This is a genomic window from Nocardioides sp. YIM 152315 (genome assembly GCF_029210375.1).
Lineage (GTDB): Bacteria > Actinomycetota > Actinomycetes > Propionibacteriales > Nocardioidaceae > Nocardioides.
Map to the genome: position 1 here is coordinate 16797 of NZ_JARGER010000009.1, position 12482 is coordinate 29278.

13 protein-coding genes are annotated in these 12482 nt (G+C 72.3%); 9 read left to right on the top strand and 4 right to left on the bottom strand.

The features are described from left to right. From PZ894_RS01830 to PZ894_RS01845, 4 genes are all read left to right on the top strand, one after another. Positions 1-933 (top strand): ABC transporter permease, encoded by a 933-nt coding sequence (locus tag PZ894_RS01830; RefSeq protein WP_275741879.1) that lies wholly within the window; start codon positions 1-3, stop codon positions 931-933. Positions 934-1035: 102 nt separating this feature from the next. Further along, positions 1036-1278 (top strand): hypothetical protein, encoded by a 243-nt coding sequence (locus PZ894_RS01835; RefSeq protein ID WP_275741881.1) that lies wholly within the window; start codon positions 1036-1038, stop codon positions 1276-1278. Next, positions 1279-2394 (top strand): cupin domain-containing protein, encoded by a 1116-nt coding sequence (locus tag PZ894_RS01840; RefSeq protein ID WP_275741883.1) that lies wholly within the window; start codon positions 1279-1281, stop codon positions 2392-2394. Then, a complete protein-coding gene (locus tag PZ894_RS01845; protein WP_275741885.1) occupies positions 2391-3305 on the top strand; it encodes a sucrase ferredoxin in 915 nt (304 codons plus the stop codon). Before PZ894_RS01840 ends, PZ894_RS01845 begins: the two co-directional genes overlap by 4 nt. On the opposite strand, the gene PZ894_RS01850 is transcribed toward PZ894_RS01845, so the two are convergent. Then, positions 3283-3846 (bottom strand): hypothetical protein, encoded by a 564-nt coding sequence (locus PZ894_RS01850; protein ID WP_275741887.1) that lies wholly within the window; start codon positions 3844-3846, stop codon positions 3283-3285. The two genes, PZ894_RS01845 and PZ894_RS01850, sit on opposite strands and share 23 nt — an antisense overlap. 62 nt (positions 3847-3908) lie before the next feature. Between PZ894_RS01850 and PZ894_RS01855 the strand changes: the two genes are divergently transcribed. The 5 genes from PZ894_RS01855 (at position 3909) to PZ894_RS01875 (ending at position 9509) form a co-directional block, all read left to right on the top strand. Continuing rightward, positions 3909-4901: an MFS transporter gene (locus PZ894_RS01855; protein ID WP_275741889.1), complete on the top strand. Its 993-nt coding sequence runs from the start codon at positions 3909-3911 to the stop codon at positions 4899-4901. 272 nt (positions 4902-5173) lie between these two features. Further along, positions 5174-6502 carry an NAD(P)-binding domain-containing protein gene (locus tag PZ894_RS01860; protein ID WP_275741891.1) on the top strand — a complete coding sequence of 443 codons (1329 nt, stop codon included), beginning with the start codon at positions 5174-5176 and terminating at the stop codon, positions 6500-6502. Continuing rightward, complete coding sequence (locus PZ894_RS01865) at positions 6499-7089, top strand: TetR/AcrR family transcriptional regulator (protein ID WP_275741894.1); 591 nt, start codon at positions 6499-6501, stop codon at positions 7087-7089. The genes PZ894_RS01860 and PZ894_RS01865 overlap by 4 nt, the downstream gene beginning before the upstream one ends. After that, positions 7086-7991, top strand: a complete 906-nt coding sequence (locus tag PZ894_RS01870; RefSeq protein ID WP_275741896.1) for an alpha/beta fold hydrolase — start codon at positions 7086-7088, stop codon at positions 7989-7991. Before PZ894_RS01865 ends, PZ894_RS01870 begins: the two co-directional genes overlap by 4 nt. 141 nt (positions 7992-8132) lie before the next feature. After that, positions 8133-9509: a cytochrome P450 gene (locus tag PZ894_RS01875; protein WP_275741898.1), complete on the top strand. Its 1377-nt coding sequence runs from the start codon at positions 8133-8135 to the stop codon at positions 9507-9509. Here the strand turns inward: PZ894_RS01875 and PZ894_RS01880 are convergent. The 3 genes from PZ894_RS01880 to PZ894_RS01890 all read right to left on the bottom strand — a co-directional run. Continuing rightward, positions 9496-10056, bottom strand: a complete 561-nt coding sequence (locus PZ894_RS01880; protein WP_275741900.1) for a GNAT family protein — start codon at positions 10054-10056, stop codon at positions 9496-9498. The two genes, PZ894_RS01875 and PZ894_RS01880, sit on opposite strands and share 14 nt — an antisense overlap. 46 nt (positions 10057-10102) lie before the next feature. After that, complete coding sequence (locus PZ894_RS01885; RefSeq protein ID WP_275741902.1) at positions 10103-10867, bottom strand: amino acid ABC transporter ATP-binding protein; 765 nt, start codon at positions 10865-10867, stop codon at positions 10103-10105. Then, positions 10864-12482, bottom strand: a 1619-nt coding sequence (locus PZ894_RS01890; RefSeq protein WP_345799129.1) for an ABC transporter substrate-binding protein/permease, incomplete at its 5' end; no start/stop codon positions are given. The genes PZ894_RS01890 and PZ894_RS01885, both read right to left, overlap by 4 nt.

Here is a 12482-nt window from a genome sequence, read left to right on the forward strand (position 1 = left end):
ATGGGTGAGATCACCGAGTTCCTCACGTTGATGATCCCGGCGATGGTGCCGTTCCTTCTGGCCGCGCAGGGCACGGTGCTGAGCGGTCGGGCCGGCGTCTTCAACGTCTCGCAGGAGGGCCTGATGGTCCTGGGCGCGGCCATCGGGTTCCTCGTCAGCTTCAAGGTGGGCAGCAACACCGTCGGCCTGTTCGCCGCGTTCGCGGCCGCCGCGCTGTTCGGCCTGGTGCTCGCCTACATGACGACCCAGCTCCGCCTGGACCAGTTCGTCGTTGGTCTGGCGCTGTACTTCGCGGCGCTCGGCGCGGCCGGACTCCTCTATCGCGAGGTGATCGGCGTGACCATGGCGCCGCCGCTGATCCCGACCCTCGACGACTACCCCATACCCCTGCTCTCGGAGATCCCGTTCCTCGGTGAGGTGCTGTTCGACCACGACCTGGTCGTCTACGCCGCGTTCCTCATCTCCGCCGGCATCTACTGGTTCATGTACAAGACCCGCAGCGGCCTGGCGTTCCGGTCGATCGGCGAGAACCCGAAGGCGGCCGACAGCCTCGGCATCAACGTGACCTGGGCCCGCACGTGGTCAACGGTGGTCGGCTCCGGGCTCGTCGGTGTCGCCGGCGCGTACCTGCCGATGGTCTACACGGGTCTCTACACCGAGGGCATGGTGGCCGGCCGCGGCTGGCTGGTCATCGCTCTGGCGTTCCTCGGTGGCTGGCGCCCGCACCTGGTGGTCGCGGGGGCGGCGTTCTTCGCCGGCATGGAGGTCCTGGCGCTGCGGGCACAGGTGGCCGGCATCGGCATCCCGCACCAGTTCGTGCTGATGCTTCCGTACGTCGCCACGCTCCTCGTCATGGTCTTCGCGTTCCGCTGGGCGCGGCAGCCCGCGTTCCTCGGCCGCAACTACGACCGTGAGAGTCGCCTGGTCGGCTGAGTCCGGAGGGTGGTGTAGCGGTTCGACCGCTCGGGTACCGCTTGTGGGGTCGGTCCGCAGCACAGCAGACTGGCCCCAGAGCCACTCGACCCAGGAGGACGCATGACGCCCGAAGAGCCCCTCAGCGACGACGAGATGACGACCACCGGTCCCGGTGCGACGGGCGGCGCCGGCGGCGATGCCGACGGCACCGACGGCGACGCGAGCGACGGTGACGGCACGGACGGCGACGGCACCGACGGCGACTCGTCCGACGGCGACGGCACGGACGGCGACGGCACCGACGGCGACTCCTCGGACGGCGACGGCACCGACGGCGACGGCACCGACGGCGACGCCTCCTGAGTGACTGCCCTCGACCTGCTCAGCGGTGACGCCCAGACCTTCCTCGGGAAGGTCTGGGCGTCGCGCGTGCACCTGCACCGCACCGACCCGGCCGACCTGGTCGGGCTGCTCTCGCTCGCCGACGCCGACCACCTGCTGACCTCGACCGCGATCCGCACACCGTCGATCCGGATGGCCGGGGACGGGAAGGTGCTGCCCGAGTCGACGTACACCCGAGGTGCGACGATCGCCGGCAAGCCGCTGTCCGGGCTGGTCGACGGACGCAAGGCGCTCGCGCTCTTCGACGACGGGGCGACGGTCGTCTTCCAGGGCCTGCACCGCTACTGGCCGCCGCTGACCCGGCTGATCGCGGAGCTCGAGCTCGAGCTCGGCCACCCCTGCCAGGCCAACGCCTACCTGACACCGCCGGGAGCCCAGGGCTTCGCGGTGCACTCCGACTCCCACGACGTCTTCGTCTTCCAGACCGCGGGGTCGAAGCTGTGGGAGGTGCACGGCCAGGACGGGCCCGAGGAGGTGCTCCTCGAGCCGGGCCTGTCGATGTACCTGCCCACGGGCACCCCCCACGCCGCCCGGGCGCAGGAGACCGTCTCGCTGCACGTCACGATCGGGATCAACCAGCTGACGTGGCGCGGACTGCTCGAGCGCACGCTCGCGTCGGTGGTCGGTGGCGTGCCCGCCGACCACCTGCCGGCCGGCTACCTCGACGACCCGGCGCTGCTGAGCACCGGCCTCGCCGAGCGGCTGGAGCAGGTCGCCGACGCCCTCCGCGCGGTGGACGCCGAGGCCGCCGTGGAGACAGAGGTACGTCGCTTCCTCACCTCGCGCCCGCCGCGCCTGACCGGAGGGCTGCGGGACGTGATCGGCCGCCGCGAGGTCGTGGCCACGACCGTGCTGCGGCGCCGCCCCGGCCACCCGTGCGTGCTGCTCGACCGCGGTGACGTGGTCGAGGTGCTGCTGGGTGACCGCGCGCTGACGGTGCCGGCGCGGATCCGGCCGGCGCTCGAGGAGGTCCGCGGTCGCGAGGAGCTCACCCCGGGCGACCTGCCGCTCGACGCCGAGAGCAGCCTGGTGCTGTGCCGCCGGCTGGTGCGGGAAGGGCTGCTCGAGATCTCGTGACCCCCGCACCTGCACAGTTCCGCTGTGCGGCCCAGAGCCTGCTGCGGGACGAGCCCGTCGCGGGGTCGGCGACCCACGTCCGCACCTGGCTGCTGCTCGAGCACGTCGGCCCGTGGGGCGATCGCGCCCTCCGTGACGCCCGCCTCCCCGACGGACTCGGCGCCGAGCTCGAGCGCCGGGCGAAGGAGCACCGCGCCAAGGTGCTGCTGATCCGGAGGTTCAGCTCCAAGCCCGACGCCCCGGACGGTCTTCGGGCCTTCGCGGCGTACGCCGACCCGGTGCGCCCGCGACTCGAGTCGGCGGTCGTCTCCGACCCGCGCGACGTCCTCGACGTCGACCTCGGGTCGCTGCGGCGCGGCGGCACCTCCGGCCTGCCGACCTACGACGGGTCGATCTTCTGCGTCTGCACCAACGGTCGCCACGACGCCTGCTGCGCCGAGCGCGGACGGCCGGTCGCCCGGGCCCTCGACCGCGCGCATCCGCAGGAGACGTGGGAGGTGTCGCACGTGGGCGGCGACCGCTTCGCCGCCAACATGGTGGTCCTGCCGCACGGCCTCTACTACGGCCGGCTCGACCCGGCGTCGTCGATCGCCGTGGCCGGCGCGCACCTGGCCGGCGAGCTCGACCTCGACCGCCTGCGCGGCCGCGCGTCGCACCCGATGGCGGTGCAGGCGGCCGAGATCCACCTGCGCCGCGAGCTCGGCGCCACCCGCGAGGACGACGTGGTCCTCGCGGGCCGCTCGGTCGAAGGCGACCTCACCACCGCCGCCTTCACGGTCGCCGGAGGCACCTACGACGTCGTCGTGCGCACCACCCGCGACCCCGCCACGGCCACCCGGCTGACCTGCAAGGCCGGCCGGGACAACCCGGTGCCGGCCCATGAGCTCGTCAGCGTCGCCCGCCGCTCCTGACGACGACCAGCACTCCCTCGCCGCCGTCCCAGCGACCGCGCAGCACCGCGTCGCCCTCTGGCGCCGTGCCGACCTCGTGCACGACGACGACCTCCGGGCGCAGCACCGACCCGCCGCTGCCGACCGCGACCGCCTTCGGCTCACGTGGCTCCCGGCGCCCGTCGACCTCGAAGTACTCCGCCGCGCTGGTGCCGCCCTCGAGCACCGTCGCCGTGACGGTCGCGATCCAGACGGGGTCGCCGGTGGCGTCGTACACCCAGCGGGTGCCGAGCACCGAGTGCTCGGTGGTGCCGACCAGGTGGTCCTCGGCGCCCTCGAGCGGCGCGGCACGGTAGGTCAGCGGCACGTGCACGACGACCGCGCCATCCGCGCTGCGCAACAGCATGCCCTCCATGCCGACCTCGCCCGCCGGGTCGTCGAGGCGGTAGCCGCCGAACGGCTTCAGCCCCGGCAGGCGCGCCGCCCACGACTGCTTCGGCAGCCACTCCGCGATCACCTCGGACTTGGTCGGGGTCAGGGTCGCACGATGCAGCAGGGCCATGCGGCGAGCCTAGGGCCGGCCACCAGCGGCATCGGCCGAGGACCCCCGGGGTACCGCTGGGCGTGCTCCCTCGACTCCGCGGACGGTACGGGCTCGCGGTGGCGATCGCGCTGCTCGGCCTGGTCCCCAACGTCACCCTCCAGACGTCGACCTTCGCGCTGGGCGGCCTCGTGTCGGCCGATCTCGGGGCTAGCGCGACCGCCGTGCAGGTCGTGGGGGGCCTTGGCAGCGCGGCGTACGCCGTCGGCGCGGTGACGGCGGCCCAGCTCGCCCAGCGGTACGGCCAGCGCCGGCTCTTCCTCGGCTACGGGCTCGTGTTCGTGGCCGCCTCGGTCGTGACGGCGTCCGCACCCGGCATCGCCCTCTTCTCCGTCGGCCGCGTCGTGGAGGGACTCGCCGCCGGCGCGATGCTGATCAGCGCACTCCCGCCACTCGTGGCGCGGTTCCCCGCCTCGCGCCTGCCCTTGACGGCCGTGGTCGTGAACGTCGGCATCTTCGGGGCGAGCACGCTGGGCCCGATCGTCGGCGGGTACGCCGCGGCCGCGGGCAGCTGGCGGGCCCTCTTCGTCGCGAGTGCCGCGCTCGGCGCGCTGGGCTGGATCGTCGCGCTGGTCGGGTACGCCGACATCGACCCGGCCGACCCCGAGGGCACCGTGGACCGCGCGGCGCTGGCGCTGACGGTCGTGGCCACCGTCGCGACCTTCGTCGGCACCGCGCTGCTGACCGGCGCGGCGGCGTCGTCCCCGACGGTCTGGATCCCCATCGCGGTCGGCCTCGCCGCTCTGGTGGCGCTGCTGTGGTGGGAGGATCGGCACGAGGGCTCGCTCATCCCGGTGCGGGCCCTCTCCACCCAGCTGCCGGTCACCGGCATCGTCGTGGCCTCGATCGGCGGCGCCGTCTTCGTCGCAGCGGTCGATCTGCTCCAGCAGGTGCTCGCGGACGGCGGCGCGGCGCCGGAGGAGATCGCTGCCCTGTGCTGGCCGATGCCCGTCGGGGTCGTGGTCGGGGCGGTGGCCTTCGGGGTCGTGCCGGGTCCGCTGCGCCGCCGCCGTTGATGTCGAGCACCTCGCCGGTCACCCACGCGGCCTTGGCCAGGTAGACCGCGGCCTCGGCGACCTCCTCCGGTGAGCCCGGGTGTCCGAGCGGGGTGTTGTCGAGGTAGTCGTCCTCGATGCCCGGGATGTCCATCGCCGGCTGGGTCAGCGGTGTGACGACCGGGCCGGGGCGATCGCGTTGACCCGGATGCCGCGAGGTGCCAGTTGACGCGTGTCAATCTAGGGCCTAGCGTCCGCAATTAGAACAGGTTCCACTGACGTCAGGAGCACCGGTGACCCGACCGACGACCGCCGTGATCGGCGCCGGCATCAGCGGGCTCACGGCGAGCAAGATGCTCGGCGACTACGGCGTCCCCTACACCGCGTTCGAGTCCTCCGACCGGGTCGGCGGCAACTGGGCGTTCGGCAACCCCAACGGGCACAGCAGCGCCTACCGCTCCCTGCACATCGACACCTCGAAGCACCAGCTGTCGTTCCGCGACTTCCCGATGCCCGACGACTATCCCGACTTCCCGCACCACACCCTGATCAAGGACTACCTCGACGCGTACGCCGACGCGTTCGGCGTCCGCGAGCGCATCGAGTTCCAGAACGGCGTGGTGCACGCCGAGCGGCTCGCGGGCGGTGGATGGGAGCTACGGACGCAGCGCGGCGAGACCCGGCACTTCGACCTGCTCGTGGTCGCCAACGGCCACCACTGGGACCCGCGGTCGGCCGACTTCCCCGGCGAGTTCAGCGGGGAGACCATCCACTCCCACCACTACGTCGACCCGTGGACGCCGCTGCACCTGATGGACAAGCGGATCCTGGTCGTCGGCCTCGGCAACAGCGCGGCCGACATCACCGTCGAGCTCTCGCAGCGGGCGCTGCGCAACGAGGTGACGCTCTCGACCCGCAGCAGCGCGTGGATCGTGCCGAAGCTGGTCGCCGGCAAGGCGGCCGACATGAACTACCGGACGATCCCGCAGCTCCCGCTGTCGTGGCAGCGCAAGGTGGCGCAGTGGGGCCAGCGGTTCACCTACTCCGATCCGACCCTCTACGGGCTGCCCGCGCCCAACCACAGGTTCTTCGAGGCGCACCCGACCCAGTCCGGCGAGCTGCCGCTGCGCCTGAAGTCGGGTGACGTGACGCCGAAGGGCAACGTCGCGCGGCTCGACGGGGAGACCGTGCACTTCGAGGACGGCACCGCCGCCGACTTCGACGTGATCGTCTCCGCCACCGGCTACAACCTCACCTTCCCGTTCTTCGACCCCGGCTTCATCAGCGCTCCCGGGAACAGGATCGACCTCTACAAGCGCATCATCAGGCCCGGCATCGACGACCTGCTGTTCGCCGGCTTCGCCCAGGCGACGCCGACGCTCTTCCCCTTCGTCGAGAGCCAGGCGCGGCTGATCGCGGCGTACGCCGTGGGGGAGTACGTGCCTCCGTCGATCGACGAGATGCACCGGGTGATCCGGGCCGACGACCGGCTCTACATGGGCCACATGCTCGACCGGCCCCGGCACACCCACCAGCTCGACTACTTCGTCTACGAGCACCAGATGCGCACCAGGGAGCTGCCGGAGGGTCGTCGGCGGGCGCGCGCGTGGGCGGCGTCGTGAACCTCGCCAGGGGCGACGAGCGCCGCTCCGCGCTCCTCTCCGCGCTCGAGGAGCACCTCCGGGGCCACCGCCTCGACGACATCAACATCGCCGACATCTCCGCTCGCGCGGGCGTTACGCGCTCGGCGTTCTACTTCTACTTCGACAACAAGGCGGCGGCCGTCGCGGCGCTCTACGAGGAGATGTACGCCGAGGGCTTCGACGCCGCGGACGTGCTCGGCGGCGACGGCACGGTGCGCGACCGCATCTCCTCGGCGATCGACGCGATCTTCCACGGCTGGGCGCAGCGCACCCACCTCTATCGAGCGATCCTGGACGCCCGCGCGGCGAGCCCCGCCGTGCGCGACCAGTGGGACGCCTTCCAGCAGTCGTACGTCGAGGTCGTCGCCGACCTGATCGCCTCCGAGCGGGAGTCGGGCGCCGCGCCCGACGGACCCGACCCGCGGGCGCTGGCCACGGCGTTGCTCGACCTCAACGACCGCACGCTCGCGCGTGTCGTGCACGCCGTCGAGGGCACCGACCTCGAGCCGCACCTCGACGCGGTCGTGCACGTCTGGATGACGAGCATCTACGGGAGGACCGCATGAAGCACGCCGAGATCACGTTCCTCTCCGGCGCGGGGGCGGCGCGGGCCGAGTGCGTCGCGCGGCACTTCACCGGTGAGGGCGACGCGTGGGCGAGCGACGCCGGGCGACCGGTGGTCGTGATGGCGCACGGACTCGCGGGCACGGTCGACTCCGGTCTGGTGGCGTTCGCCGAAGCGCTGGCCGCCGCCGGTCTCGACGTCGTGGCGTTCGACTACCGGGGCTTCGGGGCCTCGGCCGGAGAGCCGCGTCAGACGGTGTCGATGGCTGGCCAGCTCGAGGACTACCGCGCCGCGTCGGCCGCCGCGGCGCGGCAGCCCGGCGTCGACCCGCGACGCCTGGTGCTCTGGGGCGTCTCGCTCTCGGGCGGCCATGTGCTGGCGGCGGCCGCGCACCGCGACGACGTCGCCGCCGTGGTCTCCCTGACCCCGCTCGTCGACGGCCTGGCCGCCGGCCGGCACGCGCTCGCGCACCACACGCCGGCGGCGATGGCGCGCTCGACCGTGCTGGGCCTGCGGTCCCGTCTCGGACGTCCGCGGATGATGCCGGTCGTCGCCCGCCCGGGGGAGCTCGGCGCGCTCACGCTCGACGGCTGCCTCGAGGACTACCTGGCGATCGCCGGACCGACCTGGCGCAACGAGATCGACGCCGCCGTCGGTCTCGAGCTCGGCAGCCACCGTCCGGGCAAGGCGGCCGCCGACGTCCGCGCGCCGCTGCTCGTGCAGATCGCCGACTTCGACCGGAGCGCGCCGCCGCGGGCCAGCGCCAAGGCCGCGTTCGCCGGCCGCGCCCAGGTGCGGCACTACCCCTGCGACCACTTCGACGTGTGGCCGGGCAAGCAGTGGCACGAGCCCGCCGTGGCCCACCAGGTGATGTTCCTGCGGCAGGTGCTCGGCGCCCGCTGACGGCTGTAACGGGGTGTTGTGGGAACTGCTGACCCGTCATAACGGGCGAGTAGTTCCCACAACACCGCGTTACAACTTCCGCCGACGCCGACCAGCCCCGCTTATTGACGCGTTTTCAATAGCCGGCGTACCGTCGGCACGGTGACGACCCTGGACGACGTCGACCAGCTCACGACACAGCGGTTCCGGAAGATGAGCCCCGGCAACCAGGACCGGTTGCCGCCCGTCGACTCGCGCGGGCTGCCGCCGGGCCCGCGCTGGCCGGTGCTGGTGCAGACGGCGGGCCTGCTGCGGTTCCGGCACCGGTTCCATCCCTACCTGCGCCGCAAGTACGGCGACGTCTTCACGGTCCGGCTCGCCCCGGGCGGCCGGCCGCTGGTGTTCTTCACCCGGCCCGAGCACGCGAAGGAGATCTTCGCCGGCGACCCGGAGGTGTTCCACGCCGGCAAGGCCAACGCGATCCTGGGCCCGATCATGGGCGAGCACTCGCTGCTGCTGCAGGACGGATCCGAGCACAAGCGCGCCCGCAAGCTGCTGATGCCGGCCTTCAACGGCCACGCGCTGCGCGACTACCAGTCGCTCGTCACGGAGGTCGCCCGGGCCGAGGTCGGACGCTGGCGCAGCGGCGAGACCTTCCGCTCCCTCGACCGGATGAACGCGCTGACGCTCGAGGTGATCCTGCGCGTGGTCTTCGGGGTGACCGACGAGAGCCGGCTCGCCCGGCTCCGCCCGCGCGTCAACGCCACCGTCAACATCAGCCCGGCGATCCTGCTCGGCTGGGGCTACCCGTGGCTGCAGAAGTACGGCCCGTGGCGGCGCACGTGCGAGAACCAGGTGGAGCTGGACCGGCTGATGTACGCCGAGATCCGCGAGCGGCGCACCGCCCCGGACCTGGCTGATCGCACCGACGTGCTCTCGCGGCTGATCCTGCAGGGCGACGGCGGCGAGCGGCTCGACGACACCGAGCTGCGCGACCAGCTGGTCACCCTCCTGCTGGCCGGCCACGAGACCACCGCGAGCGCGCTGGCCTGGGCGCTCTACGAGGCCGGCCGAGACCCAAAGCTGCTCGTCCGGTGCCAGCGGGCCGCGACCGAGGGCGACGACGAGTTCCTCGACGCCGTGATGAAGGAGTCGATGCGCCTCCACCCGATCATCCCGATGGTCGTGCGCACGCTGATGAGGCCGGCGACGGTCGCCGGCTGGCAGCTGCCCCGTGGCACGACCGTCGGTCCGTCGATCGTCATCGCCCACCAGCGCGAGGACAACCACGAGGATCCGTGGGTCTTCCGGCCGGAGCGGTTCCTCGGCCACAACCCGCCCACCAACACCTGGATCCCGTTCGGTGGCGGCGTGCGCCGCTGCATCGGGGCCGGCTTCGCGCTCATGGAGGGCGTCGCGGTGCTGCGTGAGGTGTTCGCAGCGTACGACGTCGCCGCGGTCGGCCGCGACGAGCCGAAGGTCCGCAACATCACCAGCGTGCCGAGGCGCGGCGCGCGGATCCGGGTCACGGCTCGATGAGCGGGTGCCACTGCCGCCTGAGCAGGCCGTAGACCCACGAGTCCGACACGTCGCCGTTCACGACGCAGTCCTCGCGCAGCGTCCCCTCACGCACGAAGCCCAGCTTCTCCAGGACGCGAGCGGAGGCCGCGTTGCGCGTGTCGGTCTCGGCCTGGACGCGATTGAGGTCCAGGGTGCCGAACGCCCACTGCAGCGCGGCGGTCGCGGCCTCCGTCGCGAACCCGTGGCCCCACGCCGGCTCGTCGAGGCAGTAGCCGAGGGCCGCGCTGCGGTAGGTCGGGTTCCATCGGCTCAGGCTGCACCAGCCGACGAAGGCCCGGTCGGAAGCGTGCTCGATGACCAGTCGCACCCCGCTGTCCTCGTCCGCCATCTGCCGGCACGCCGCGATGAACCGCTCGGCGCGCGCTCGCTCGGCCCACGGTGGCGAGTCCCAGTAGCGCAGCACGTGAGCGCTGCTGTGCATCGCGAAGAGGGCGTCCGCGTCGTCGTCGGCCACCGGCCGCAGCCGCAGTCGAGTGGTGGGCAGCGTCGGGGTGCGCAGCGACATGCCCGCCATGGTGCCCCGTCGCCGTCGCAGACGTCGGGCGCTGGCCTCACCCGGCGTCGAGCATCCGCGCCAGGAACCGTCGGGTCCGCTCCTCGCGGGGATCGGTGAGGACCTCGGCGCCGCCACGCTCGGCGATCACGCCGTCGTCGAGGAAGAGGACCTGGTCGGCGACGTCGCGGGCGAAGCGGACCTCGTGGGTGACGATGACGAGCGTCCAGTTCTCGGCGGCGAGATCGCGGATGACGGCGAGGACCTCGCCGACGAGCTCGGGGTCGAGGGCGGAGGTCGGCTCGTCGAGGAGGAGGACCTCGGGTCGCAGGGCGAGGGCGCGGGCGATGCCCACGCGCTGCTGCTGGCCGCCGGAGAGCTGGGAGGGATAGGCGTCCTCGCGACCGGCGAGACCGACCTGGTCGAGCAGGTCGCGGGCGGCGGCGTACGCCTCGTCGGGGTCGCGGCGCTGGACCTGGACCGGGCCCTCGACGAGGTTGCCGATCACGGTCTTGTGCGGGAAGAGGTTGTGGGCCTGGAAGACCATGCCGCTGCGGGCGCGGAGCGCCCTGACCGCGCGGCGGTAGACCGCCTTGTCGGACGGTGGGGAGGCGAAGTCGAGCGCGGCGTCGTCGATGCGGACGACACCGGCGTCGGGGGTCTCCAGCACGTTGAGCGAGCGCAGCACGGTGGTCTTGCCCGATCCGGACGGGCCGAGGATGACCGTGGCGGTGCCGGCCGTCGCCGTGAAGTCGACGCCGCGGAGGACCGGGTGGTCGCCGAACGACTTCCGGAGATCGCGGACCTCGAGGAGATCGGTCATGTCGCGTACCTCCCCAGTCGTCGCTCGAGCGGCCCCTGGGCCAGCGTCACCAGGTAGCAGACCACCCAGTAGTAGAGGGCGGCCATGCAGTAGAGCGGGAGGTACTCGGTGGTCAGCGCCGCGGTGACCTCGGCCTCGCGGAAGAGCTCCGGCACCAGCACCAACGAGGCGAGCGAGGTGTCCTTGATCAGCGAGAGCAGCGTGTTGGACAGCGGCGGTACGGCGATCCGGCCCGCCTGCGGGAAGATGATCCGCCGCATCGACTGCCAGTAGTCCATGCCGATCACCGTCGCCGCCTCGTACTGCCCGCGTGGCACCGAGAGGATCGAGGCGCGGACGATCTCGGCGGCGTACCCGCCGACGTTCAGGCTGAACGCGAGGGCGGCGGCGACGTACGGGTCGAGCTTGATGCCGATCTGGCCGAGCCCGAAGAAGACGATGAACAGCTGCACCAGCAGCGGGGTGCCGCGGATGATCGAGATGTAGACCCGGGCGATCCCGTCGAGGACCCTGATCGGCGACAGCCGGGCGAGGGCGGCGGCGACGGCGATGACCAGGCCGACGACGAAGCTGACCACGGTGAGCGGGATCGTGCCCTTGAGCAGGCCGCGGAGCATCGGCCACGCGGTGTCCTGCACGACCTCCCACGTCGACCGGTCGTCGGAGCCCTTCACCTCGACGTCGCCGGAGCCCTCGCGCTGCGTGACGTCGGCCTGGAAGTAGCTCTCGGAGATCTCGGCGAGCGTCCCGTCGTCGGTGAGTGTCTTCAGCGCCTCGTCGGCCTGTTGCCGCAGCTGGGCGTCGGACTTCCGGAAGGCCAGCGCCTGCTCGAGTGTCTCGTCGCCGGCGTCGCCGGCGATCTTCACCTGGTCGGTGCCGGAGGTGGCGAGGTAGTCGAGCACGGCGATGTTGTCGTTGACGATCGCGTCGACCCGGCCCTGGATCAGCAGCTCCACGCCGGGCCCGAAGTCCTTGACGTACTGCACCTTCGCGCCCGCGTCGCGCGCGACCTCTGCCCAGTTGCTGCTGGACGTCTGGGCCGTCGTGCGCCCCCGGAGGTCGTCGAGCGAGGTGATGTCGTCGGTGTCGGCGGCCGTGACGATGACGCCGTGGGAGTAGGTGTACGGCGTGCTGAAGAGGTAGCGCGCCTCCCGTTCCGGGTTGATCGTCACCTGGTTGGCGATGACGTCGATGCGGCCCGAGTCGAGGGCGGGGAAGAGCGCGTCGAACGGCGCCTCGACGAACTCGACGTCCCATCCGGCCTCCTCGCCGACGGCCTTCATGACCTCGACGTCGAAGCCGGTGAGCTCGTTGGTCTCCGGGTCGCGGTAGGTGAACGGCGGGTAGACCCCCTCGGTGCCCACCCGGACCGTGCGCGAGGGGGACTCGTCGGCATGGACCGGTGCGGTCAGCCCCAGCAGCCCCCCGAGCAGGGCGAGCAGCACGAGCGGACGGGCGAGAGGCACCTGCATGACGTACCCCGGGCCGTGCGGGCCGAACCCTCGCGGCCCGCACCACCCGGGGTGGCCACGGTGGTCGAGGAAGGCGCGCTGGCGCCTGTCTGTAAGGAAGGTTCCGGTGACTTTGCCCTCGGCCTCGGGTTCAGCTGGCGGGT